Below are 26,209 nucleotides of genomic sequence, written 5' to 3'. Positions count from 1 at the left end.
CACCTCCTCACTTCTAATATCTTACCCTGAATTCTAGAATAAAAACTATAAAACCCCACAACTAAATTGTTGCAACTAAGAACAAATTTCCAATATATAATGCCTTAAAAATTTGCTTTATCCTCCGAATGTTTATAACATAAGCAAACATATTAAAGGGAGGACAAAAATATGAAAAGACAAGTTGCTACATTATTAATATCTTCACTACTTATGACACCAGTACAATCCTTTGCAGATGCTGGAGTTGAACCAACTACATATGATGTTAAAATTAATAAGGAAACTAGCACAAAGATAGCTAATAAGGGAATTAGTCCAGATAGCTTTTTTAAGGGTGGGCCAAGTGAAATCCTTATTGAAACTCATTAGCGAAAAATCCTATTATATAAAAGCATCAAAGCAGGACTTTCCTTAGCTATAAAAAACTTTCTAAGATTTATACACAAATCATTTAAGCCCCATTTAGGTAGTAGTTCTCAGTAGAGAGGCTAACCTGAATGAGGCTTTTACTCTTGTATATTTACACGTTTTTGAAATAGCAAATGGAAATTTATTAGATGTATTATGATACTCAGTACTTATATAAATAAATATTATGTATTAAGTAGTATATATGAGCCTTATCACCTCTTCAATGCCTGGTTCTTCAATCTTGAAATCATCTATGTCAAAATTATTGAAAAGAGCCTTAGCTATTTCCGATATTTCTTTTTTGCTTTTAAGATTTAGGACAAGCTGTGACTTATCAGGATCATATGCTCCTGAGTATCCTGATATAATTTCATTAAGTAATGTGTCATAGCCATTGCGCTTAAACTGTGCAACAACTCTAATAGGTAATTCTCCTATAGTCTTCAATTCTTCTACCTTACCTTTATATACTATATCTCCATGATTAAGAACCAACATCTCATTACATAACTTTTCTATATCCTTCATATCATGTGTCGTTAAAAATATGGTCTTTCCTTGCTGGTTGATTTCTTGAAGAAAATCTACTACCTTATGCTTAGACACTATATCCAAACCAATAGTAGGCTCATCTAAAAAAAGTATTTCAGGGTCATGAATCATACACGCCCCTAACTCAGCCCTCATTCTTTGTCCTAAGCTAAGTTGCCGTACTGGTTGTTTTAAGATGTCTTGAAGAAACAATCTATCTACTAAATAATCTAACTGTTTCTTATATCTTTTTTCATCAACCTTGTATATTCCCTTTAGAAGCTCATAGGTATCAATAACCGGCAAATCCCACCACATTTGTGTTTTCTGTCCAAAGACTACACCTATGTTTTTTACATATTTCTTTCTATCTTTATAGGGTATATATTCTCCTACTTTTACCATTCCACTACTTGGAGTCATAATTCCTGTCAGTATTTTAATGGTAGTGGATTTTCCTGCTCCATTTGGTCCTACATAACCTAAGAACTCGCCTTTTTTAACTGTAAAATCTATTCCCTTAAGAGCTTCAACTTTTCTTTTATTTCTTCTAAAGATACTCTTTTTCTCATATATAGTGTATTCCTTCATTAACCCTTCTACAGTAATAAACTCCATAGCCAGCCCTCCAGTCATTATAAATATATTACACCTAGCGTTCAATGTCATATTAATAAACTATTATCACTAAGTCCTCTTTTGTTATACTGAACATGAGTAAAATCCTTCTATGTGTTGATAGTATAGGATTCTTCGATTATGTCTCAGAATGATACGCTTGAAAATCTCTCTTCAATGTTCTCAAACGTTTATACCTGCTAGGTCCCTGTACTTGAATATCTCTTAATCCCCGCACTCCATATAACATAAGTTATAGGTGTCATGGCAACTACTGCAAGCAAGGGAGCAAATAAGTAAAATGTATTTTCAGACCTTCCTGTGTAGTATACTAAAGGGTAGTAGCTTACGGAAAAAAAGGGAATAATGAATGTTAAAATGCTGCTAAATAACTTATTATAAATTGATGCAGGATACTGGGCTGCTGTTCTTGATGAATAATGTCCAAGAATCACTATGTCTTCATTTTTCCCAGTCCAAAAGGCTACAGCCGCCAGTATGATGCCTATTTGTGTATTAACTACTACAGAAGCTATTAGCAATAGAGGCAAATAAATATAAATGCTATTATCGATAAAAGAACATCTTTGTAATCCCCATATGCCAACTGCTAATGCTTGGACTACCATACCAATCCTTTTTAAATCAACTTTCTGTAGCATAACTTGTATAAGTGCCGATGCTGGTCTAATAAGTAGCGTATCAAACTTACCTGAAAGTACTAGCAATTCAAAATTATTGAAGCCATCACCTATGAATCTATATACTCCAAATCCAAACTCTGTAATAGCGTACATTAGAGAAACCTCTTGAAGTAGCCATCCATTAATGTTCTTAAATCGCATTAATATGAATACTGTTATTAAAAAATCTCCAATTATAGCTATATTCCCAAGTATATTTACGAAAAAATCGAATTTATACTGTGCTTCACTTCTGAATGAAGCCTTAAAAAGTGTCAAGAAAAGTCTCATATTAACCTCCCTGAACAGCCATTTTCTTCGTTAGTCTAGTCGTTAATATATAAGCAACAGCAAATAAACATACTATCCAAAACCATTGCTTTAAGCAGGCTTTGAGCAAGCTAAATTGTCCTTGATAGACTGCTGTAGGTACATAGGAAGTATATGCAAAAGGTAGGCTCAAAGCTATTTTTTCAAAAGTCTCAGGTAGATATTTTAAATTAATAAAGGCACCACTAAACAGTGTTCCTGAAAAATAATAGAGCATTTGAACACCATTAATAGATAAGAACTTAATACTCCAAAGCCCAATAAAATAATTGATTAAAAACGAAATAAGTATTCCATTAAATAATGTGATTAAGTATGGTAATATTTGATGGGTGCTTGGAAGTGAAACTCCCATGACTATTACTCCAAAGAGAAAAATGGGTAATGTACGGAAAAAGAAATTGTAGATAATGTGACCTAATATCTCAAAAAAGCTACCATATAATAATCCGTAGGGTCTCAGCATTTCAAATGCAATTGAGCCATCTCGAACCTTTTGAGGTATATAGCATCCATAAGGTAAAAACATAACAAGCCATAGTCCAGCCTGATTTACCATAAGATAGGTCACAGCCTCCATGCCTTCAGTTGTATTACCTAATACAGCTAGCCAAATTCTAACATTAATATAGCCGAAGATAATACTTCCAATGTTATTGACTATGTGATTAAGCAAATAGACCCGGTCTCTTTCAAAGGATTTTTTAGCAACTTCTAATCCTCTAAATATAACAACCACCCCCAATATTAAGTTGTGAAGAGCTTTTTGTGAAATGCGTATTTGAAGAAATCATCGATAGCGAATAGTAATCAGTATATCATACAAATTTTGATTATTCAATATACTATAGCTTTTTATTAATAAAACTTACAAAAAATAGCGCTTCCCTAATAAAGTGAAAAATGCTTCTTTCTAGCATAAGTATTATTTAAATTTCTGCCAGAAAAAAGCATTGTTTTCACAAAGGTATAAGTTATCTTATATTATCGCCATATCCCTTCAATTTATATACATCATCTTCTCTTACAACTTTAAACTTTGTTTGATTTCTAGCCAATAACACAGTTTGTTCTTGATTATCCTCTATTATGGTAAGCAAATCAATGTCTACAATAGATCTGGCTAGATAAACATACATTGAAATATCCTTACCAGAACAAAATACTAATAAGTTAGCACTATCATTAAAATCCATATTGTAGTTCTTAATTCGTTTTAAACTAATACCACTTTCTTTTTCAGCTTCCTTCCTTTCAGTATAAGGACCTACTATTAATAATCTATCCCATTCTTCTTTTATAATTTCATCAAAATTAATATAGTCTTTATCTGCTATTAATTTTGATTACCTCCGATATTTCTATACTTTCATCAATTTTTATATAGTTATTGTATAAAATATTTAGTGACAGTGCTAGAATTAACACCGCTATTAAAGCTAGCCATTTTTTATCATCTATTTTCTTTCTCCGTATCAAGTATTTTCTTCCTAAAGATGTTCCAGTACCTATATCAGTACCTTTAAATCTTCTAAAGCATCATTTTTAACGCTTTCATCTACTAAACAAAATTATATCTCCCATCAAATCAGGTGAAGTATTCCCATAAATCCTATTTTCGTAGTTTTATAGCTTTTTATATAAGCTCTCTATCTCTTCTACTAACCCCTTATCTACCTCGGCATCTCCATATCTACTATCGATATAGATTTCTCTAATTCTATTGATTCCTTCTTGGAATACTTCTTCTGCCTTTTCGTTTATTTCTAGAGAAGAATCTGTTTTTAAAATCTCTATATCATTTTGCTTTAGCTTATTCAAAAATCTTCTATAATAATATCTTATCTGTTCCTTTAGTTCTTTTGGATACTTATCTCTCTTAAATCTCCTTTTCTTCTTTTCTTTAGCCCTCTTTATATACTCTCTTTCTTCTACATACTCAATGCCTTCATCCCTTCTATTCCCTGCTTTTATAATTAGCTTATAAACAATATAAATAATAACTACAATAAGCATTAGCCCTAATATTCTCTTAAGTATTGTAAAATCCCAAATTTTTTCTTCTGCATACTTTTCTAAAGCTTCTAATTGCTCCATATCAAATTCTTCGACTATTCTCTCTGTTTTCTCAGGAATCTCCTTTTCCATTTTTATCTTCTCAAAAGGCATCTTTATTATCTTGCCTATCCAATAAAGAGGAGAATATATAAGTGTTATGAGTTTCTCTGCAAAAATCATGATGGATTCTCTTAATTTATCAAATGTAGCAATGACAAATACTATAGCCATGATTAATAAATGCTTTATATTGTTTTGCCTAATATTTTTAAGACCCATATTTGAATCTAAGTGCCTAATAGTCCTTGCTAAAATTATTGAGGATAAAATATATATTATTATAAACGGCACTGCATGAGCTATGGACAATTTGAAGTTATTAGATATGAAGTTGATATAAATTAATGGTACTAATAATAAATAAGACTTCTTAATTTTATCTACATAGGTATAATGGTTCCCTTTAAACAAAGAACTTCTAATGTATAGAAATACTAGGACTGCAGTAGCCACTATGAAATAAATTGCCTTAGTTTCACGGTATAATATTATAGGTAAAAACAAAAGTAAAATGCTAGCCTCATAAATCTTTGACTTTCTATAAGTTAATGAATAAACCATAGAGCCTGTAACAGTCCAAAGAAACAACATAGCCATTTCGTTAATTGGAGCAAAGGTACTAAATATCATAAATATAGAATATAAAAATGAAACTATAGATACTATCTCAATAAAAATTATCTCTATCATTCTACTTGCTCCTATACTTTATAATCTTATTATTTAGCTTTTCTAAATGCTCTTCCTCTACAGATATGACTACTGTTCTACTTACGCTTTTGCTTAGCAAATTTATAGGCCCTATATAAGTATCTAGTATTCTAGGTGTGATTATCACTGCAGTAGTGTAATTTCCCTGTCTTTTGCTGATATCCATTATTGTTGTCTCGAAAAACGAAGGCAATCTATAGTCTATCTTACCTAATAACCTGAGCAAATTGTCTAGATGACTTTGTCCTAAACCTGGATGATAAAAATATCCTCTCTCGTGAGACGAATCCACATTGTAAGCATTAGTTGCAAATCCATAAGGAATTCTTAGCTCTTCAAATTCCTCTATAACTGTCCGTGCCAAAGATATGACCTTTTCAATAAGTTCTTCCTCTGGTGCCTTCCAACACGGCTTCATAGTTTCCACATTTAGAACTACTACTACACTGTTATCAGTAGTAAAATCAAAGTTCTTAACCATCAGTTCTCCATATTTTAATGATGAAGGCCAATGAATATATCTTTCTGGCTCATTACCTGTATATTCTCTTATACCAATAGTCATAAGAGGATCGTCTATTATCCATCTTTTAACAGATACATCACCATTTAAGGAGCCAAGAGGCACAAGGCTATTCTCTAGCTTTGCCTTCATAGGAAATACAATTATCTCATTTTCTATAGATAATTTTTGCTTATCTGTTTTAAAGCCGATAAAATCACCTATTTCTAGCTCAACATCTGTAATAAAGTATCTACCCCTTTTATTTATATGCATTTTGTATGTTCTTCTCACTCTCTGATAAGGCATTATAAACAAAGTATAGATATTACTTATTTTATTAAATCCCTTTGGAAACTTTTCAAAGACCTTTAAGAAAGAAACAGTTAGGGGCTTTTTATTCTCAATTATTGAGGTTATCTCGATTTCTTCTCCCACTTCAGCAGTTCCTTTTTTTATTTCCATCCTGTAAGTCAAATTTCTAAAACCATAGTCTAGTGTCAGCCTGTTTATTAGGTAAACAAGTATTATTAGTCCAACTAAGTACCAGAGCATGACTATACCTACATGTTTTCTAAGGGAACTTCTACTGTTTCAATTATTCCCTTTATTAATTCTATTGAATCTTCTATTCCATTTGTACCCCTGGCGATTATCCTATGGTTCAGTACATATGGTGCCATTGCCTTTATGTCTTCTGGTATTATGTAGTCTCTCCCATTAATTGCTGCATAAGCTTGGCATGCTTTAAATAAAGCTATTGCTCCCCTAGGACTTACTCCTAGCACTATGTTGTCTTTATTTCTGGTTGCATCAACTATATTTACTAAATAGTCCATGACATCATCATGAATTGAGACCTCAGAAACACTTGATAGCAAGTAATTTAGTTCTCCAAAATCAATAGCTGGCTCAATATTATCTAAAGGATTACCTATATTTTTTTTGATTATGAGTTTTTCCTCTTCTTTTGTTGGATATCCCAGTTTGATACGCATAAAAAATCTATCTAGCTGTGCCTCTGGCAACGGAAATGTGCCAAAGGATTCCACTGGGTTTTGAGTAGCTAGTACCATGAATGGCTTGTTTAGTTTTCTAGTGACTCCATCAGCAGTAATTTGCTTCTCTTCCATGGCTTCTAATAGAGATGATTGGGTTCTAGGTGTGGCTCTATTTATTTCATCAGTAAGTACTATGTTTGAAAACAGTGGCCCTTCTCTAAATTGAAAGTCTCCAGTTTTTTGATTGTAAAAATTAATTCCTGTGATATCAGAAGGCAGTAGATCTGGTGTAAATTGAATTCTCTTAAATGGTAGATTTAATGTCTTTGAGAAGGCTTTTATCATCATAGTCTTTCCCATACCAGGTATATCTTCTAGCAGTACATGACCTCCTGATAGAAAAGACACTATAATAAGCTCTATTTCTTTGTCTTTTCCGACTATTACTTTTGATACATTACTTACTATCTTTTCTTTAAAACTAGTAAATCTCTGTAAGTCCATAGGTATATCCCCCTTCCATATTATTGATATTATACATGATTTTCTAATGAGAAAGCAAAATAATTAGCTAAAATTAAAATTTTATATGAAATTCCCATTTTCCTTAATTTCTAATGAATAGTATAATGAAAGAAAGGCATCTTTTAGATGCATAAAAATTTAAAACATATAGTACCTACGGATTATAATAAACAAAAATCACTATCGAGACCTTATAAACTAAGGGTACTTTTATTGAAACTCATTAAGGAAAAGTCCTTTTGTCTAAGAATCCAAAGTGAGATTTTCCTATTCGTTATAAAAATTAAACAGAGGGGTAAACTATGAATCAAACTTTATTTAAGGATATGATGGATAAAATTAAAGATGAGGATATTTTGAATCTTGTTATCATTAGAGATGGAAAAATTGTAGTTGACTATAATAAAAAAGATGAATATAAAGAGAGAAACTTTAGGATAAACTCCTGTACTAAGAGCATAATATCTGCTCTCATTGGAATAGCCATAGAAAATAAGCTCATAAAAAATATAAGTCAGCCTATTTCTGATTTTTTCCCTGAGCTAAAGACAAAGGATGTAGATGAAAGGAAAAAAAACATCACAATATACCATCTGCTTACTATGACCAGCGGATTATCTTGGCCTGAATTTGATAATTGGGATTTTGTCACTAGTTTAGTAAATAGTAGCAACTGGGTTAAGTTTATATTAGATAGACCTATGGCTCATAGCCCAGGCGAAGTATTTAATTACAATTCAGGAGGCTCCCATCTATTATCGGCCATAATAAGCAAAGCTGCTGATATGAGTTCTTATGAATATGCCCAAAAACATATATTTGAACCTTTAGATATAGATAATATTGCATGGATGTCTGATCCTCAAGGTAATAATAATGGGGGCTTTGGAATAGAAATGTCTGCCTATGATATGGCAAAAATAGGCAGTCTTTATTTGAACAATGGAATAGATAAAGACAGCTCATTGATTCCAGAATACTGGGTTAAAGAATCTCTAGAGCCTAAGGTATTGGTGTCAAAATCATTAGGCTATTATGGGTATCAATGGTGGATTAAAGATTTGTCGTCTAAGGAAACAAGTGCTACTACATATTTTGCCATGGGAAACGGAGGACAGTTTATTTTTATAGTACCTAGCATGAATATGGTAGCAGTGTTTGTCTCTGATAATTATAAGGATTCTTTTAGACCTATTTATTATATGAAAAAATATATCTTACAAATGTTTTAGAACTATGACAAAGCCCTTATACTCTATCTTTTCTGTTAATAATAAATGCACTTATGAAATAAATCTCCTAAAATGTTAATTGGCTAAAAACATAGAAAGGAGATTTATTCACAAGTGCACCCTAATTTTATCAAGTAATTATTAAAATTAAGAGGATTCTTTAGTTAAAATCTATATTAAAAAGAGCCTTTGAACTATATCTTAAACTTTTTAATAATTGAATTTAACGATTCTCCAAGACTCGCAAGGCCCTCACTAGCACTTGCTATCTCTTGAATAGAAGCAGTCTGCTCCTCCATGGAAGCTGTTACCTGTTCAGTAGCAGCTGAATTTTCTTCTGCTAAAGCAGAAAGGCTTTGCAATGTATCTAGTATTTCGTTTTTCATTGTTTCCATTTCTACACTAGATAAATTCAATTTCTCAACAGCCTTTTCTACATCTTTCATTGCATCAGCTATTAACATATATTTTTCCCTATTTCTCTCAACACTATTAGACTGTTCATTTGATATAACTGAAACTCTTTCAATTGTCTTTACAGCATTATCAGCATTGATTTGCAACTCTTTAACCATTTCATCTATAGACTTAGTAGATAGGGAAGATTGTTCTGCCAATTTTCTTATTTCTTCTGCTACAACTGCAAATCCTCTTCCAGCGTCTCCAGCTCTTGCTGCTTCTATAGCTGCATTTAAAGCTAATAAGTTAGTTTGTTCTGCAATAGATGCAATTACATCACTAGCCTGTCCAATTTTGTTAGAACTTTCATTTGTTTTTAATATGACTCCAAATATTTCTTTTGATGCATTGTTACTTTCCTCAGTTATTTCAGATAGTTTTTCAATCTCTTTTAGACCTTCATTGACTACATCTGTTACTTTACTTGAAGCTGTATTTAACTCTTGTACACATTCTAAGTCTTTTTCTATACTCTCTCCTAATAAGGTTGCCTTTGCTGAACCTTCTTCTGTGTTCTGTGCCTGCTCTGTAGCACCTCTTGCTATTTCCTCGGCTGTCTTTGATACTTCCTCTGCAGCAACAGCAGATTGTTGTGAAGCAGCTGTCAACTCTTCTGAAGCAGCATATACCTGCTCTGAAGAATGGCTAATCTCACCGATAATTTCTCTTAAACTCTCAGTTAAGCTTTGAAATGCTTTAGCTAGTGTTCCAATTTCATCTTTCCTCCTAAGATAAAACTCCGGAATGTCCTGAGTGATATCTAGACTTGCAATTCTTTCTGCATCCTTTGCTGCTAGAACTATTGGTTTTGAAATTGAATTTCCTATTATGTATGTTATAAAAATACTCAATATCAATATTATTGCTGTAGATATAAAAATAACACCTTGTAACGCTGGAACTGCTGATAGTACCTCGTTTGTAGTAGCAGTAATGACTAATATCCAGTCGGTGCCATCAATAGGTGCATACCCAGCATACATATTTCTGCCTTCAAACGAATAGGTGTGAACTCCACTTTTTTCTTCTAACATTCTCTCAAAAAAGTTAGCAATTGATTTTTGGCTTCTATCATTTTTAACTTCTTTTATCGGATTATATTGGTTTAGCACCTTATTTCTATCAGGGTGGGCAACTATTGTCCCTTCACTGTTAATCATATAGGCATAGCCCTTCTCACCGTAACCCATATCGTTAACAATCTCATTTAAAACATTCCCATCTATACGCCCCACCAAGCTACCTACCACTCTGCCCCCTCTTTCAATAGGAACAGCATAGATTAGCTCTATCTCACCTGTATCGCTACTGATAATCATATCAGAGACACTTGTTTCTCCATTTAGAGCCCTCTTTATATAATCTTCGTCTCCTATCTGACTCGTCATACCATTAGAATAGTTAACTGTTCCATTTGCCTGAACAACTCCAATGTCTAGAAAACCTGTATTACTGACTTGCTTTAACAACAGAGATCTTTGCATAGCCCAATTCATATTTTTGATATCATCAATTATCGCAAAGGTTTCTAGTGTTTTTATTTGAGTTGCAATCCTGCTATATGTTACTCTTGCGCCTTCTGTTGATAGTTGAAGCAAAGATTTTTCCGCTTCTCTAGTGAGAGATCTACTGCTAAATACTATAGAAGCAAAACCAACCACAACAGATGAAATCAATATCAGAATCGAAAAAACAATAATTAATTTTGTTTTTATACTTTTAAAATTCAATCCATTGCTATATGTAGGCCAGACTTTTTTTAACATTTTTGATATGGAACTAGTACTCTTATGTTCCTTCTCTTTCCCAACAATACCTCTCTTGCTCTGAGTTGTTTTTAACTTAGTTTTTAGGCTTTTCAAATCGTTTCCCCCTTATAAGTGTAATTATCTGGCGCTTTTTATCTACCACTTCAGTTGACACAAAGTTCTCCTCTAATTGAGTTTTGTTGAGTGGTAGGCTTCCATAAACTAACTCTATCGACACTATACATGTATATTATATATCATTTCATCAAGTTTGTTAATCTTTCCACAAATTTTTGCGAAAATATCTTTTTTGAGAAATATCATCAATATTATAAATACCTAAGCTTTATTAAGTTGTGAAAACTACTAGTAGTAAAAATAAAAGCTCATACGGAAACATTATAGACTAATGAAGCTTTTATTGAAGCTCACTAGCAGAATTTCCTCTTATGTAAGAGCATCAAAAAGACTTTTTTATTAGCTATAAAAAAATGTCCATAATTTGCACATGCACAAATTATAGACATAAAATTTTTTCAAAAACTATATTGAAATAAGTTTAAGTCTTTTAACTTGATATATTCCTATGATAATTTTCCCTACAAAATAAATATACATAAGTTATACATTGTCCTAAATATCAAGCAATCCTATTATCATTTATAGACTATTATTATTTAGGCGGCATGACTAAAGCTTCACCATCTAAAACTACGTCTCCATTCTGATTAGTACAGGTGGTTCTCAGTTTAATTCTATTTTTTTCTATTATCATTTCTGAAACCTCAACCTCAGCTTTAATTGTGTCGCCAATCCTTACAGGAGCTGTAAACTTAAGGTCTTGCTTTAGGTATATAGTTCCTGGTCCTGGGAGCTTCATCCCAAGAACTGCAGATACCAAACCTGCTGTCAGCATTCCATGTGCTATTCTTCCTTTAAACATCGTATCCTTTGCATACTCTTCGTTTATATGAGCTGGATTTAGGTCACCTGTAATACCAGCATACATATAAACATCGGTTTCTGTTATTGTTTTTTGGAAATAAGCCTTATCCCCAAGGTTTATTTCGTGAATAGTTTTTCCCTTCATTTTAACTCCCCCTTTTTTAATTCAGTAAAAGTATCAAATATTTTTTATTTAATATTGGCACTCTTTAGATGGACTTTTTAATGACAACATAGCCTATATATTACTCATAAAATCTCCTTCCCATAATAAAAAAATGACTAAAATAAAATTATCAATGAAATACAGACCTCCTGTTATCCTTATTTTAACATAGTTAACCATGAATATCGAGTTTAATTTCTTGTTTTATATAAATAGCAACTTCTCTTCCTGCTAACTAAGCTTAAAATCTTTAAATTAAATCATTGTTAAGAAATTCTTAAGAAATATGAACGGTAAAATGTAATATCTTCCCTGTAAAATAAAGTTATCAATAATTGGACAATAGGAGGAAATTATGAAAATAAATGTTTATGTATTTTACGGCGGTAAATCAGTGGAACATGATGCATCTCTTTTGAGTGCATTTTCTGTAATTAATTCCTTAGATAAAAACAAATACAATGTATATCCAGTTTACATTACAAGAAATGGTGTATGGTGCGAGATGGGTAGATTAAAATCTAATTTAAAAGACATAAATCAAATGCAAACTCATAGTTCAGCTACAGTCACTAATTCTATAGGAGAGTTTATCTATAAAAATTTTAAGAAAAATGAAAAGTGTATTGCATTTCCAGTTTTACATGGAACTAATGGTGAAGATGGTACAATACAAGGGCTATTTGAAATATTAAATATTCCTTATGTGGGTAATGGTGTCTTATCTTCAGCAGTAGGTATAGATAAGGTTATGATGAAGGATATATTTTCATTGGGAAATATTCCTCAAGCAAAGTACACTTCTATTAGACTTCATGCTTGGAAAACAGATGAAGCAAAGGTCTTTGAACAAATTGAGAATTATATCGGTTATCCCTGCTTTATTAAGCCTGCAAAGCTAGGTTCAAGTGTTGGAATAAATCGCTGTGAAAATAGAACACAACTTAGGGAAGCAATTAAAGAGGCTTTCTTATATGATAACAAAATAATTATTGAAGAAGAGTTAATCGGCAAGGAAATGCAAATTGCAGTAATAGGAAATGATTGTCCCAAGGCCTCTGTAGTTGGAGAGTACATTCAAGAAAGGCAGTTCATGGACTATGCTGCTAAATATATAGATGGTAAATTAGTTCCTGTCATACCTGCTAGACTATCTATAGAAACAAGTGAAGCTATGAGAGAAACTGCTATTCAAGCTTTTAAGCTGTTAAATTGCTACGGTCTTGTAAGAGTAGATTACTTTGTCACTGATGAAGATAAATTCTATGTAAATGAGGTCAATACTTTACCAGGCTTCACTGCATATAGCATGTTCCCTGCTCTATGGGAAAAAACAGATGGCACTACTTACTCAGAACTAATAGAGAAGTTAATTAAGCTAGGCTTCTGTATGCATAAACAAAAGAATTCATTTCTAAACATGAGGTGGGAAAAATGATTTGTCGTAGCTTAAGAGAAATTCAGAACATGGTAAAGGGATATGGATTAAAGGAAGAAAATGAGAATATAGTTATACAAGGTGTGTCAATAGATACCAGGCAGATAAAGCCTGGACAATTATATATTCCTATAATCGGTGAAAGATTTAATGGTCATAAATTCATAGAAGCTGCTATAGCAAAGGGAGCAATAGCAGCTATATGGAACAAAAAAGAAGCTTTGCCTGCTGTAAGCATCCCTATCATATTGGTGGACGATACATTGACTGCTATTCAAGATTTGGCAAAATCATATAGAGAACAGTTAGAAGCAAAAGTAATAGGAATCACAGGGAGTAACGGCAAAACATCTACTAAAGATATTCTTGCAAGTCTATTAAGAACTAAGTATAAGACTCAGAAAACCTTTGGTAACTTAAATAACCACTTGGGAGTACCCCTTACTATTTTAGGCCTAGAAGAGGATACTGAAATGGCAGTTATTGAAATGGGGACTTCTAACTTAGGGGAAATTGAACTGTTAACTAATATAGCTTCTCCTAATGTAGCTATCATCACAAGTATAGGAGAGGCTCACTTAGACGAGTTAATCACAATAGAGAATATTGTTCAAGCTAAGCTCGAAATAATAAAAGGGTTAAAGCCTAATGGTTTATTCGTCTATTATGGAGATAATCCATTACTAAACGAGAAAATTAAAGAAATGGATATTAGTTACAAGACTATAACCTTTGGAAGTAAATCCTCTAACACATGTATTCCTTGGCTAAAATCCTTTGATGAGAGAGGTATTACTTTTAGTTTAGATAAATTCCATTGCCCATCATTTTATTTACCTATGATTGGCAAACATCAAATGTACAATGCAACTGCTGCTATTATTGTGGCAAGATACTTTGGTGTCTCCTTTGAACAAATACAGGATGGTCTGTTAAATATTGAATTTACAGGTATGAGAAATGAAGTGATTAATACAGGTAAATATACAATTTTAAATGACTCTTATAAATCTAATCCTGCAAGCCTTTTAGCTGCATTAGATACTCTCTATAGCATGAAGAACTATAGCCAAAAAATTGCTGTACTTGGAGATATGATAGGCTTAGGTGCTGATGAAATTAAGATTCATAAAAAATTTGGAGACAAGATTGATCCTAATCAAGTTGATTATTTACTAACTATTGGTCCTCTTGCATCATATATAGCTAAAACTGCAAAACCTAAGTTTGGAAATAATAGAGTGTTTATCTATGAAAATAAGGCTCAATTAATTCAAAAGCTTAAGAAGCTAATGAAATATGAGTCCGTTGTATTAGTAAAGGGTTCTCGTATGTTAAAACTAGAAGAAATAGTAGAAGCATTAAAAAGCAAAGATATTATGGAAGATAAGGAGGTTGTATAATGGATACTTCAATGCTCCATAGAGACACATGGGTAGAAATTCATTTAGATAAAATAGAAAATAATGTTAGACAGATTAGAGAGTATCTCCCTCCTTCTGTTAAGCTTATGGCAGCGGTAAAGGCAGATGCCTATGGTCATGGTGATTTGCAGATTGCTAAGATAGCACTCAAATCAGGTGCTGATGCATTGGCTGTTTCAATACTAAGTGAAGCACTATATTTAAGAAAGAATGGAATAAAGGCACCTATTCTAGTGCTCACCCCTATACTGCCTAGTGATGTAAATATTGCTGTTGAAAATGACTTATCTATTACTGTTTTCCAGTCCTCTTGGCTGAAAGAAATGAGATTATATAGGATTGGAAAAAAGCCTTTGAAGTTACATTTAAAAATAGATACTGGACTAGGGAGAATTGGAATAAGTACAAAAGAAGAACTAGAATCAATACTGCCCCTATTAAACAAAAGGGATATAGTTGTAGAAGGAGTTTACACACATTTCGCCACTGCTAATAGAGAGGAACCATCTTATTTTCAAAATCAACTTAGAACATTTTTAGATATTATAGATTGGATAAAGTCTAAAGGATTAGATGTTTCTATTTTCCACTGTGCAAATAGTGCTGCAACTTTAAAATACAAAGCCAGTCATCTTGATATGGTACGAATAGGAGTTGCAATGTTTGGAATATATCCATCAGAGGAAATAAGGAGAACTTCCCCACTAAAATTACAGACTGCACTTTCTCTACACTCTAAACTACTACATGTTAAGCAAGTTAAAAAAGGCAGCTTCATAGGTTATGATACAGCCTATAAAACAAGCTCAGATGAATGGATAGGAACAGTACCTATAGGATATGCAGATGGCTGGTTTAGATGGTTTCAAGGATTCCATGTCCTTGTAGATAGTCAAAAGATGCCTATAGTAGGCAAGATATGCATGGATCAGTTTATGATAAGACTTCCTAAAAAATACCCTATTGGGACACCTGTAGTTCTAATCGGTAAAGAGGGAAATAATGAAATCACCCTAGAAGACCTAGCTAATCACATAGGCAGCGTTCCTCAAGAGATTCCTTCTATGATCACTTATAGAGTCCCAAAGGTATACTTCTATAAGGGCGAAATAGTTGAAGTATTGACTGAAAGAAATTGGAGTCCTAGCGTATATCCTTTAGGTGAAGTTAACGCTAATGTCTAATAGGAGAAGGTGCAAAGCTAAACTTTAAAAAATAGCAATAGAATTACCCAAAGACAGAAAAAGAGATTCTTGAGACCTATGCACTTAGAGTAACTATCCATGAAATCCGCTACCCTAAGTATAAGTTGAGAATCTCTTTTAGTTTAATTATGCAAAAGCCCTGTATTAAGCTTCCCTACTTATTTACTTGTCTAACTGGTCTCGCCTCTATATAGCCTCTGTAGCCAAGTGGTTCAAGCTGAATTCTCGGACCATCTTCATCTGCCCATTCAAAACCATATATCTCTGGGTTATAACTCTTCATAAGCTCCCAAAGCTCCCCAATAGCTTCCTCGAATTTGTCCTCCTCATAAGGTTGTCCTTGGAAGACCATCATTTTACATGGTGGCAGCTCAATTATGTCAAAACCTTCTGGTACAATTCCACTGTAATCCTCAGGCACTTCTACTCCTTGAGCATAAATCGATGTACCTGGTTTTCTTAAGTTCTCAGGCAGCCACATTCCAACTGGCTCATATATTGCCTCTTTTATGCTGGATAGTATGCCCCATACGTCACATCCAACCTCTTCACAATACTCAAAGTAATGGGTGGCATTTATACCCCTTTTCAATATTAATTTTCTAGCAGGTCGCTCAACAACTTGAACAAAAACAGTATTAGTGGCAGCTTTCTTACTCATAGTACTCTCTCCTTTTTGTAAATTGAGATAATAATCACGGATACGGTTAGGCATAAAAAGCTTTATCGGGGGAGTATGCTTACTATAATAGGAAGGAGTCATGCCAAATTGCTTAGAAAACGCTCTAGTAAATCCTTCGTGTGAGTCAAATACAAAGTCTAAAGCAACATCTATAACTCTAATATTTTCATCTCTGATCTTAATAGCTGCTTTAGATAGCCTGATGGCTCTAATATACTCAAAAGGTGTTTTATTAGTCAGTTCTTTAAAAATTCTTGCAGAATGCCAAGGAGAATATCCCGCAGCCTTTGCAAGTGCTTTGAGAGTTATTGGTTCATTTATATGCTCCTTTATATAGTCCTGCATTCTTTGAACTGCATTAATCTTCTCCCAACTCTCCATGTTCTCACCTCTTAATAAAAGGATACTACACCTTCATATTAACCTCTTGACCATAATTGCTATATTCTTGCCAGTCATACCAAAAGATTATCTATAATAAGATACTTTCACCTAATTAAGTTCCTTCTTTCCATAAAAGTTCATGACTATAATAGAGAATATACATACAATTAAAATAAGCTCATTTGATAAAAAAGCTTCTGCCTTTTTCTCATATACCCCTAGATAATATGTCTATCTGTACAAATTTTTCTACATTTTCTTTTTCTGTATTTGCAACCTATATATCTTTTTTTCCTTAAAATATATATTCTATACAATCAACTAAATACCTTCAGTTGTGTATCTTACATGGAAATTTTTGTTGACATATGTTTTAAATATCTATATAATATAATTATGATATCATTATAATATCATAATTAATGTATACTAAAGGAGGTCTTAAGATGTCTAACAATGTTAATATAAGAGGAAACCAAGTACATAATGAAGAAATAAAAGCAAAGCATGCAGATGGTATGTCTATTTTATTGTTAAATATTCTACTTATGATAGTAGCAGTTGCAGCATTTATTTGTGGCATAAATTTAAATGGACTTACTGTAATTAGCACTATATTAATTATTTTTGGAATAGCTTACCTTTTTATTTTAGCTCCACTAATATTTATAGGGTTAAAGATATTAAAGCCAAATGAAGCACTTGTATTAACTCTCTTTGGTAAATACTACGGAACTCTTAAGGGAGAAGGCTTCTTCTTTGTCAATCCATTTACAAGCGCTGTAAATCCAGCTGCTCCAGCTACTACTTCTGGTGCTCTAGCTGCAGCTCAAGAAAAGATAGTCTCACCAAATACCATAAATGTACCAACTATGAGAAGCAAAAAAATATCTCTTAAAGCAATGACTTTAAACAATGACAAGCAAAAAATTAATGATGCCTTAGGCAACCCAATTATAATAGGTGTAGTAGTTATTTGGAGAGTTGTAAATACAGCTAAGGCTGTATTTAATGTAGATAACTATACAGAATTTTTGTCTATTCAGACTGATGCAGCTCTAAGAAATATCGTTCGAATTTACCCATATGATTCTGCCAATGAAGATAATGAAAAATCCCTTCGTGGCAGCAGCCAAGAAGTGGCTGATAACTTAAAGGCTGAAATTCAATCAAAAGTTGAGATAGCAGGACTAGAAATCATTGAAGCAAGAATCACTCATTTAGCTTATGCTCCTGAAATCGCAGCTGCTATGCTACAAAGACAACAGGCTTCAGCAATTATTGATGCAAGACAGATGATAGTAGAAGGCGCTGTAGGAATGGTTGAAATGGCTCTTGCAAAGCTAAGTGAAAATGATATGATACATTTAGACGAAGAACGTAAGGCAGCTATGGTTAGTAATCTTCTAGTGGTTCTTTGTGGAAACAAAGACGCGCAACCTGTTGTTAACAGCGGCTCCTTGTATTAAAAAATATATTTATAAAAGTTAAAGGTAGATGATGAAAAGTGGAAAAGAAGGATAATGAAAAAAAGCAGATACTCTTAAGGTTGTCATCATCCCTTTGGAAAGAAATAGCTTCTTGGGCAGAAGATGACTTCCGTTCAATAAACGGACAAATAGAATATCTTTTGACTGAATGTGTGAGACAAAGAAAAAAAGGTAAGAATAAAAATACTGAATTAGATACTTGATATCAAGAAAGAGGCTACTTTTAGCCTCTTTCTTGATATTACTAGATTGTCCTGATTCTAAAAATGGCTGAGATAAATTCACTAGCTAGCTTCACCTATAATTATATTTTATAGATATGCTTCTGGATAGTATTATAGCAACATTTCACTGTAAATAGAAAAGTTCTCCATGTCGAAGCAGACAAATATTACTTCCTCTAGTGTGTCATTAGATGATAAAAACTTATTAACTTCTCTTAATGCAATCTCTGCTGCTGGTCTTTTAGGAAATTTGTATACACCTGTACTTATGTTAGGAAATGCAATGGTTCTTACATTATTTTTAACTGCTAGCTTTAAGCTATTAATATAACAGCCTGCTAGTAATTCTTCCTCTCCATTATTCCCACCTTGCCATACAGGACCTACTGTATGAATTACAAACTTTGCTGGAAGCTTTCCTCCTGATGTAATAACTGCTTCTCCAGTTTTACATCCACCCTGCCTGCTCCTAATCTCAACACATTCATCTAGTATCTGGCGTCCTCCTGCTTTATGGATAGCTCCATCAACTCCGCCACCTCCTAAAAGACTGTTATTAGCTGCGTTAACTATGGCATCAACTTTAAGCTTGGTTATATCGTCATTAATCAATCTAATTCTTGTATCAAGTTGTTTCTTTTCCATTTGTTTCGCCTCCAATAGAACATTAATTAGAGTATCTTATTGGTATTGGTATGAGAGCTCTTCACTTTTGTCAGGCTCATTGACATATGATCTTATATAGCGCAATGTCCCATCACTATCCCAGCTTGTAATACAAAGACCGTATTCCGGTGTTCCTTTATCAATTATCTGCATCTCTTCAGTTTCTATATTAAATAAATAAATATCTGTAGTCCCATCCAGTTCAGTTAATGCAATGGATTTTTCTTCGCTTTCCAATGTCATAGCTATAAATTTAGAGTCTGGTGACCAGAGGAAATTTCCTATATAGCCGATATTATAAAGAAGTGCATTATCCTTTGACCTAACAACATAACCAGTTCGGGATATTGAAGTACCAATATCAGCAATAACATATTCACTATCTGGCGACCATATGAATTCACAAATCATGTCTTTTTCAGCCTGTATTTCTACTGGTTCTGGTGCACCAGTATGCCATAAGTACATTTTACCACCCCAGTCTATATCGCTTATCAAGAAAGCAATACAGGATTCGTCTGGAGACCATTCCATTATATCAATATCCTCACGCTTTTTTAAAGCTTCATCTATTGAAGCATAATTGCTTTCTTCTAGTTTAAGTAGTTTCATACTATCATCATTCATAGCCTCCATAACTTCAACACTTGATATCTTATTAGATGTTTCATCACTTACGTCCTGTTCTATAATCCTGATTATTTTTGCAGTAGCCTGTACTGGGTATGACTCTCTAATTGGCCCAGTAAAGATAACATCCACCTTTATCCCTTCTTTAAGTTCCTCAGCAGAAACTTTATCTTTTACTGTTAGCAAATATATGCTTGTACTTTCGTCTATGCTAATGCTTGCTTTATCATATGAAGTGTCCTCTTCTAGCTCTCCTTCAACTAATATGCTGACAACTTTATTATCATCAGATATTACCACTGATGTGATTTCTCCCCTTATATCTATCTTTTCTTCCCTTTGACACCCTATGATGCTAAGCAGTACAGTACACAAAATCAACATTATTATTTTCTTACACCCCATCATTATATTCACTCCCAATAATCGCATCATAGTTTATAGACGGGTTAATAGATAAATTTGTTCCACAATTTGCTATTGTTTCTTGAGCTTTTGGTAAACATATATAGCTTATCGTAGATTTTTTATAGATATCCATTTATTAAATGCTAATTGAAAGTATCACTTTTCGTTCAACTTCTTATCATAACCTATACTTAGTCTGCTGATAGCCTTCCATACGATTATATTCATAAAAGGTTTGAAGGCCCAATCTATACTTTTTTTATTATCTTTACTAATAAAGCAAGGATACCAGATGTAATAAGTGGTCCGACTGGTACTCCACCTAAAAATACTGCTGCTAGTACCGAACCAAAAATCATAGCTGGTATTACATCGTTATTTCCTTGAACAGTTAGATAGTTTAAGCCAAGTCCACTTAAATATGTAGTAAAAAATGAAAGGATTAGAGCAGTTATTCCAATCCATGAGGCTAAAACATCTTTTATATTTTTAACAGTCACGTTCCCATTTGCAATGGGGATTAAAATAGCTGCAGTTAGCAATATTAATCCCCAACTCACTCCGTTTTTCTCGATTACTGGATAAATAAATTGGTCCAGATTCAATAGCTTAACTATTAGCAATATGCATACAGCTACAGCTACTGAGTTTGCCTTCCCAAATATAGCAATAGCTAATATAGTTATAAGCATAATGTTAGAATCCAAACCAATCAGCTCCCTAAGTATTTATTAAAACTATAACCCTTTACTAATAATATGGTCCATCATATCCATCTCCGTCTGGTTTGTCTAACAATAGTTCCTCATAAGTACACATATTGTGTTCTAATGCTCTCTGACGTAAGACTAGATACAACTCAGCGTGTGCAGCATTATCATAGGGTAATACAAATAATGTTCCAATACCTAATGCCAATAAACCTAATAAATACCAGCCTATGAAGGATAATTTTAATACAAACATATCAAATTTATATCCATAAGTCATCTCATTACTTAATTCTATTGCTCTTTTAGCTCCTATGTTTGGATTATCACCTAAAATATAAGGCACCATGCTATATGAATATGATTTTATAATGCCAGGTATGACTAATAATAGGGTCCATAAGAAAGTAAATACACCTCGAAGTAGCATTGTTGGTACTATGCCACTATAGTTATGTCCTTCAAAAGCAAAGCTAAAGCATTTCTTATTATCCTTATCTTCGGCTGATTTTACAAAATATCTTTGACCTCCAACTTCTAGTGGATACCCTATTAAAATTCTTAAAGCCAGGAAAAATAACATTATTAATAAAAATATAACTACAATAACTATAATAGTACCTGTATCTGAGGTTCTAGGGAAATCCAAGGCAGATCTAGACGAACGTCCTCCTCCGCCACCTCCACTACCACTTGCAAATGAAATAGCTAAACTAATCAAAAATGCCTTCCAGTAATTAAATCTTAGAACGTTTTTTGCTCTTTGTTTAAGTTCTGCTCTTGTCCACATGGTAAGACGCCCCCTTCTGCAATATTATTTATACGAAAAAGCTTTATATATAATTAATATACTTTAAAATATAGTTTTAGAAACATAATATATATGGCTTGTCCTTGGTATCCTAATTTATCTATTCCTTAAATAGTACATACGATTTATCATATTATATTGTTTGAATTCAACCTCTTCATATTTTTCAATTATAAAGAAAAACTCCAAGTTTTTTTCTATCATTTCGTTTGTTAGATTCCATAGATATAGTCCTGAACTTTCTTTGTAAAATTCGTGAGAAATCTCAACAAATTTGTATTCTTCTCTTTTCTGCTTAGTAATGTATGGATTTAATTTTAGTAAGATCTTCCCATTAGGCTTTATAATTCTATGTATGTTCTTAATTAACTCAATAGAGTCCTCAGGTATCAAATTGTCTATTATGTTAAAAAGAATAGCACTTTCAAAGCTATTATCAGCAATATCGTATAACTTTTCTAATCCACCACAAACTACTTTAGCCTTCTCCTCATATTTGTGCTTTTCTATGACCTTCTTTGCAATTTCTATTGCATTATTGCTTATATCTATTCCATAAACATATTCCATTCCCTTATCCAAGCAACGAAGCATAACTCTTCCACCACCACAACCAAAATCGATTGTGGATTTGCTATCCTCTGCAAGCCAAGTTACTCCATCCTCAATTTCTTGCACTTGTATCTTTTGAGCTGGATTATATTCTGTGTATTGACTAAAAACATTATCCCAATACTTTATTGTGTCAGTATATTTTTCACTCAATTCTATCCCCCTCCGAATAAGTCTCAATTTTCTAGAAGGTTTAAGTAATCTATTTCATAATTCTGTAGATAACTTTAAAGTTTCATTCTGCAACTACCTACTCCCATAATATCCCCCGCTAAATTCTAATATTTCTTAGATAGCTTAAGCAGTAGCTAACTTTGGGGCGTCCATGCTTATAGCGAACTGCCTTATAGATTAACTTTTTCTGCCTATTTATTTGTCTAATAAACTATACCTAAGATCAGCACTATGTAGCTTAAAAAGTTCATATTGTCACCTTCTTTATATATATCTTCTATTCAACTACTATTAATAATCACTACACATGAAAAACTACTTCAGCTTCATCTTCATCTAGACTAAATCCTATTTTTTCGTATAAGTTTCTAGCAATGGTATTGTCGTATCCAACCCACAGCATAGCTTTTGAAGCACCTTTTCTTTTAGCTTCTTCCAACCCAAATAGAATTAACTCCTTTCCAATTCCTTTTCCTCTCTCAGTTTTACACACCCCAACATTTCTAATAAAGCAATTTTGATTATTAGTTCCATATAGCTCTATTATTATAAAGCCTGAAATTTTATTACTCACCTTGTAAGTTAAAATTATGTGCTCGTCATTGTTTAACCAATCTTGTAGTTCCTTTTCAGATACATTAAATGAATCAAATACTTCTTTTTCAAAAGAAAGAAATTCTTTGATTTCATTCTTTTCTAAGTACTCAAAAGCTTGATTGCTCCGTTCATCTAACATATTATCAAAAGAAAGACGATACCCTACATTAATATCTTTATTTACATATCCCCACGTATTAATAATTTCTTTCTTTTTAATAACATCTTTAAGATTACTTGCATATCTAAAAATGAAGTTTATATCTGGATTTTCATTTTTAATTTTTTCGATACTATATTTTAAATCCTCTAACTTATTTACACCCCATAATAACTCTATTTCTTCGCTAGTATTTCCTAGCAAAAATATCCCCTCTGGAAACTCGTATAGTTTTGCATTTCCCAATATTTCGCCATAAAAAAAGTTCTCTGGATAGTTGCATCCTTTTTTATATATTTCTTCTAGCTGCATAAGTCTCCCCCTAATTATTAAAATAATTTCAATTGTTCATATTTCTCGTTGTCAGTACCTTTTGCTTTTTCAGTCTCACATTTTTCAATTACAAATTTATAGTTAGTATTAGATCTAAGAATCTCTTCAACATATTTTATTGATGAGCTTCCATTTAACCACAAATCTATTTCATTATCCTTGACTATAAGTGGCATTCTAGAATGTATGTCTTTCATATCCCCTTCAGATTCAGTAGTTATAATAACAACTGTCATTTGTTCATTTGAATTTTCATCAATAGAGACTTTATAAATTCCTCCAAGTGAAAATAAACTATTCTCTTGAAGTCCTATTTTGTATTTAGTTTTTCGCTTATTCCCCTCATCCTTCCATTCATAGAACATGTTAACTGGAATCAAGCACCTTGCACTATAAAAGGAATTTTTAAACATTGGCCTATGTTTAATAGACTCTGCTCTAGCATTGATCACAGTTCCCTTTTTACCAATAAGGGGAAAACCCCATTTTGCAAGTTTCAATATTTTTTCTTCACTTTCTAATATAATAGGAATATGACTTGAAGGATAAAAATCACCTTGATAAAAATCACCTTTAGTATATTTAATGATTTCTTGACTTCTGATATTATATTTTCTAAATATCTCTTCAATATCATAATTAAGCAAAAACCTACCACACATAAGTTCCACCTACAATTCTTATAAATAAAGGATAACCTTTTATAGCTTTTAACCTATTTAATCTTGGAGAATCAATTCACTTCCTATGTTATCTACTATTGCATCGCTTTAACCCTATACCTCAAAACAGTTTTTAATTTTGCTGGTTCAACTCTTCTTGCATCTGACAGATATATTTCTCTATGTTTTAAAGTTACTATTTCAAGATTATTATTTGAAATAAACTCTTTCATTTTTTCAAAAGTCTGTGGTTCATCATCATATGGTCCCACATGTAGAATTTGAACTGACAAACCATCTTCCATAGTTCCAAAGGTTACTTCATCTAATAACGGGTGAGGTTTCTTTTTTCTTACGTTTTCAAATGCCCTCTCTACAACTTCATCTGTTACAAAATCAGGTTGCCTAATCATAATAGTATACAAAAGCTCGTCCTTATCTAATGTGTCTAGTTTCCTTCCTTTTTCCGTTAAATCCCATACCCCTTCTAATGGATACACTGTATACTCGAAATAGCCTTCCGGAGTATATCCTTGCTTTGGCATCATTCGAATAGCATAGGATAATGAATAGAGAACCTCTATTTTTTCAGCAAATTCATCACTATTAGGGTTTCCTTCTCCATCTATCATAAGAAATTTTTGCTCTGGAACTGTTACAAGCTCTGGCTTCTGTTTAGGCATATACAAATTCTTCTCATGCTTTCTCCATTCGTGTTTCATAGCTAGCATCTCCTTTTACTTAGTAAATAATTATTTTAATTCATACCCTTCTACTATTTCATTATCTCATACTCAATGCATTCTTTCTTATTTTCTAACCCAGTAAAGCTGACAATCTTTAGTTCTTTCCATAAATCCATAATCAACTAAATGCCTTCTAATAGTAGAATAAAATAGTTTATTCAAAATATTTAATCATTAGTCAAATTACCATCACCACTTATTGGTATAGAATCTCCAAGGTAAGTAGGTTCTGGTTTTAGGATACAATTAACAAAGTCCTTTACTCTTGCTAATATTTCTCTTAGTTCTCTAGATTCCTGACCTACATATTGTCTCGGATCAGATGTAACTCCATAAGCTTCAATTCCTAGCTTTTCAGCAATATATAATGCACGGTACATATGATACTTTTGTGTTACAATGATAATTTTGTTAGCCTTAAAAATATCCCTTGAACGATAAAGACTTTCATATGTAGAAAACCCTGCGTGATCCATGAATATATGCTCTGAAGGTATACCCCTATCTATAGCAAATCCCTTCATTACATTTACTTCATCATACTCTTTACGACCATGATCTCCACTCATCAGCAATCTATCAGAAGCCCCTTTTTCATATAATTCTATACCTTGTAGAAGTCTATCTTCAAGCATAGGGCTAGGCCTATTATTTCCCCAAACACCTGCTCCAAGAACAAGGATACAATCTGCATCCAAAGTAGATGCATCATCTACTGTAATTATTTTATCTTTAACTGATGATTTAACATAAGTATTTATAGCTAATATAGATATCAAAACTAAAATGCTAACTAATATTAGAAGCAATAATATGTTCTTTAATTTTATTTTTTTATTTTCTATAGCTTTATTCTTCATAGCGACTCCT

Annotated in this window: 28 protein-coding genes; 7 read left to right on the top strand and 21 right to left on the bottom strand. The window is 32.6% G+C overall.

The window, feature by feature from the left end; genetic code table 11:
* Positions 1 to 171 precede the first annotated feature (171 nt).
* Positions 172 to 372 carry a hypothetical protein gene (locus tag DW1_RS06070; protein ID WP_074349723.1) on the top strand — a complete coding sequence of 67 codons (201 nt, stop codon included), beginning with the start codon at positions 172 to 174 and terminating at the stop codon, positions 370 to 372.
* 231 nt (positions 373 to 603) lie between these two features.
* Here the strand turns inward: DW1_RS06070 and DW1_RS06065 are convergent, their stop codons facing one another.
* The 8 genes from DW1_RS06065 to DW1_RS06035 all read right to left on the bottom strand — a co-directional run bounded on the left by DW1_RS06065 (position 604) and on the right by DW1_RS06035 (position 7,412).
* A complete protein-coding gene (locus DW1_RS06065) occupies positions 604 to 1,563 on the bottom strand; it encodes an ABC transporter ATP-binding protein (RefSeq protein ID WP_074349722.1) in 960 nt (319 codons plus the stop codon).
* A gap of 200 nt (positions 1,564 to 1,763) precedes the next feature.
* The gene (locus DW1_RS06060; RefSeq protein ID WP_074349721.1) at positions 1,764 to 2,537 is read right to left on the bottom strand and encodes an ABC transporter permease; all 774 of its coding nucleotides are present in this window, start codon (positions 2,535 to 2,537) and stop codon (positions 1,764 to 1,766) included.
* Between the two features lies 1 nt (position 2,538).
* Positions 2,539 to 3,315 (bottom strand): ABC transporter permease, encoded by a 777-nt coding sequence (locus tag DW1_RS06055; RefSeq protein WP_143474370.1) that lies wholly within the window; start codon positions 3,313 to 3,315, stop codon positions 2,539 to 2,541.
* Between the two features lie 235 nt (positions 3,316 to 3,550).
* Positions 3,551 to 3,772, bottom strand: coding sequence for a hypothetical protein (locus DW1_RS06050; protein ID WP_074349719.1), 222 nt, complete (start codon positions 3,770 to 3,772; stop codon positions 3,551 to 3,553).
* 130 nt (positions 3,773 to 3,902) lie between these two features.
* A complete protein-coding gene (locus DW1_RS15505) occupies positions 3,903 to 4,055 on the bottom strand; it encodes a hypothetical protein (RefSeq protein WP_159433561.1) in 153 nt (50 codons plus the stop codon).
* A gap of 147 nt (positions 4,056 to 4,202) precedes the next feature.
* Positions 4,203 to 5,384, bottom strand: coding sequence for a hypothetical protein (locus DW1_RS06045; protein ID WP_074349718.1), 1,182 nt, complete (start codon positions 5,382 to 5,384; stop codon positions 4,203 to 4,205).
* Position 5,385: 1 nt separating this feature from the next.
* A complete protein-coding gene (locus DW1_RS06040) occupies positions 5,386 to 6,462 on the bottom strand; it encodes a DUF58 domain-containing protein (protein WP_074349717.1) in 1,077 nt (358 codons plus the stop codon).
* Positions 6,463 to 6,470: 8 nt separating this feature from the next.
* Complete coding sequence (locus DW1_RS06035) at positions 6,471 to 7,412, bottom strand: AAA family ATPase (protein WP_074349716.1); 942 nt, start codon at positions 7,410 to 7,412, stop codon at positions 6,471 to 6,473.
* A gap of 323 nt (positions 7,413 to 7,735) precedes the next feature.
* On the opposite strand from DW1_RS06035, the gene DW1_RS06030 reads away from it, so the two are divergent.
* Complete coding sequence (locus DW1_RS06030; RefSeq protein WP_074349715.1) at positions 7,736 to 8,665, top strand: serine hydrolase domain-containing protein; 930 nt, start codon at positions 7,736 to 7,738, stop codon at positions 8,663 to 8,665.
* A gap of 194 nt (positions 8,666 to 8,859) precedes the next feature.
* Here DW1_RS06030 and DW1_RS06025 read toward each other — a convergent pair whose 3' ends face one another.
* Together DW1_RS06025 and DW1_RS06020 are read right to left on the bottom strand one after the other, a co-directional pair.
* Positions 8,860 to 10,986, bottom strand: coding sequence for a methyl-accepting chemotaxis protein (locus DW1_RS06025; protein ID WP_347499707.1), 2,127 nt, complete (start codon positions 10,984 to 10,986; stop codon positions 8,860 to 8,862).
* A gap of 559 nt (positions 10,987 to 11,545) precedes the next feature.
* Positions 11,546 to 11,962 (bottom strand): MaoC family dehydratase, encoded by a 417-nt coding sequence (locus DW1_RS06020; protein ID WP_074349714.1) that lies wholly within the window; start codon positions 11,960 to 11,962, stop codon positions 11,546 to 11,548.
* A gap of 376 nt (positions 11,963 to 12,338) precedes the next feature.
* Between DW1_RS06020 and DW1_RS06015 the strand changes: the two genes are divergently transcribed.
* The 3 genes from DW1_RS06015 to alr are packed head-to-tail and all read left to right on the top strand — an operon-like array spanning position 12,339 to position 16,029.
* Positions 12,339 to 13,421 carry a D-alanine--D-alanine ligase gene (locus DW1_RS06015; RefSeq protein WP_074349713.1) on the top strand — a complete coding sequence of 361 codons (1,083 nt, stop codon included), beginning with the start codon at positions 12,339 to 12,341 and terminating at the stop codon, positions 13,419 to 13,421.
* Positions 13,418 to 14,824: a UDP-N-acetylmuramoyl-tripeptide--D-alanyl-D-alanine ligase gene (murF, locus tag DW1_RS06010; protein ID WP_074349712.1), complete on the top strand. Its 1,407-nt coding sequence runs from the start codon at positions 13,418 to 13,420 to the stop codon at positions 14,822 to 14,824. The genes DW1_RS06015 and murF overlap by 4 nt, the downstream gene beginning before the upstream one ends.
* On the top strand, positions 14,824 to 16,029 hold the full coding sequence (gene alr / locus DW1_RS06005) for an alanine racemase (protein ID WP_074349711.1): 1,206 nt from the start codon (positions 14,824 to 14,826) through the stop codon (positions 16,027 to 16,029). Before murF ends, alr begins: the two co-directional genes overlap by 1 nt.
* A gap of 175 nt (positions 16,030 to 16,204) precedes the next feature.
* Here the strand turns inward: alr and DW1_RS06000 are convergent, their stop codons facing one another.
* The gene (locus DW1_RS06000) at positions 16,205 to 17,113 is read right to left on the bottom strand and encodes an AraC family transcriptional regulator (protein ID WP_074349710.1); all 909 of its coding nucleotides are present in this window, start codon (positions 17,111 to 17,113) and stop codon (positions 16,205 to 16,207) included.
* A gap of 449 nt (positions 17,114 to 17,562) precedes the next feature.
* Here DW1_RS06000 and DW1_RS05995 point away from each other — a divergent pair, with 449 nt between their 5' ends.
* Both DW1_RS05995 and DW1_RS05990 read left to right on the top strand, forming a co-directional pair.
* Positions 17,563 to 18,585: an SPFH domain-containing protein gene (locus DW1_RS05995; protein WP_083605554.1), complete on the top strand. Its 1,023-nt coding sequence runs from the start codon at positions 17,563 to 17,565 to the stop codon at positions 18,583 to 18,585.
* A gap of 38 nt (positions 18,586 to 18,623) precedes the next feature.
* On the top strand, positions 18,624 to 18,809 hold the full coding sequence (locus tag DW1_RS05990; protein WP_074349709.1) for a type II toxin-antitoxin system antitoxin: 186 nt from the start codon (positions 18,624 to 18,626) through the stop codon (positions 18,807 to 18,809).
* A gap of 132 nt (positions 18,810 to 18,941) precedes the next feature.
* On the opposite strand, the gene DW1_RS05985 is transcribed toward DW1_RS05990, so the two are convergent.
* From DW1_RS05985 to DW1_RS05940, 10 genes are all read right to left on the bottom strand, one after another.
* Complete coding sequence (locus tag DW1_RS05985) at positions 18,942 to 19,475, bottom strand: O-acetyl-ADP-ribose deacetylase (protein ID WP_074349708.1); 534 nt, start codon at positions 19,473 to 19,475, stop codon at positions 18,942 to 18,944.
* Between the two features lie 36 nt (positions 19,476 to 19,511).
* Positions 19,512 to 20,534, bottom strand: coding sequence for a DUF3221 domain-containing protein (locus tag DW1_RS05980; RefSeq protein ID WP_074349707.1), 1,023 nt, complete (start codon positions 20,532 to 20,534; stop codon positions 19,512 to 19,514).
* Positions 20,535 to 20,782: 248 nt separating this feature from the next.
* Positions 20,783 to 21,241, bottom strand: a complete 459-nt coding sequence (locus DW1_RS05975; RefSeq protein ID WP_074349706.1) for a DUF441 domain-containing protein — start codon at positions 21,239 to 21,241, stop codon at positions 20,783 to 20,785.
* A 43-nt stretch (positions 21,242 to 21,284) separates the two neighbouring features.
* Positions 21,285 to 22,034 carry a DUF975 family protein gene (locus DW1_RS05970; RefSeq protein WP_074349705.1) on the bottom strand — a complete coding sequence of 250 codons (750 nt, stop codon included), beginning with the start codon at positions 22,032 to 22,034 and terminating at the stop codon, positions 21,285 to 21,287.
* A gap of 117 nt (positions 22,035 to 22,151) precedes the next feature.
* Positions 22,152 to 22,820 carry a class I SAM-dependent methyltransferase gene (locus tag DW1_RS05965; RefSeq protein ID WP_074349704.1) on the bottom strand — a complete coding sequence of 223 codons (669 nt, stop codon included), beginning with the start codon at positions 22,818 to 22,820 and terminating at the stop codon, positions 22,152 to 22,154.
* Between the two features lie 322 nt (positions 22,821 to 23,142).
* Entirely contained in the window at positions 23,143 to 23,910 is a 768-nt protein-coding gene (locus tag DW1_RS05960) for a GNAT family N-acetyltransferase (protein WP_074349703.1), read from the bottom strand.
* 17 nt (positions 23,911 to 23,927) lie between these two features.
* Entirely contained in the window at positions 23,928 to 24,593 is a 666-nt protein-coding gene (locus tag DW1_RS05955) for an SOS response-associated peptidase (RefSeq protein ID WP_074349702.1), read from the bottom strand.
* 95 nt (positions 24,594 to 24,688) lie between these two features.
* Complete coding sequence (locus tag DW1_RS05950; RefSeq protein WP_074349701.1) at positions 24,689 to 25,315, bottom strand: GyrI-like domain-containing protein; 627 nt, start codon at positions 25,313 to 25,315, stop codon at positions 24,689 to 24,691.
* Positions 25,316 to 25,402: 87 nt separating this feature from the next.
* Positions 25,403 to 25,501 carry a DUF2087 domain-containing protein gene (locus DW1_RS05945; protein WP_242942443.1) on the bottom strand — a complete coding sequence of 33 codons (99 nt, stop codon included), beginning with the start codon at positions 25,499 to 25,501 and terminating at the stop codon, positions 25,403 to 25,405.
* 5 nt (positions 25,502 to 25,506) lie between these two features.
* A complete protein-coding gene (locus tag DW1_RS05940; RefSeq protein ID WP_074349699.1) occupies positions 25,507 to 26,199 on the bottom strand; it encodes a SanA/YdcF family protein in 693 nt (230 codons plus the stop codon).
* Positions 26,200 to 26,209: the final 10 nt, after the last annotated feature.

This window comes from Proteiniborus sp. DW1 (genome assembly GCF_900095305.1).
Lineage (GTDB): Bacteria > Bacillota > Clostridia > Tissierellales > Proteiniboraceae > Proteiniborus.
Note: the sequence above shows the minus strand (reverse complement) of the source record. Positions and strands in the feature narration are given on the sequence as shown.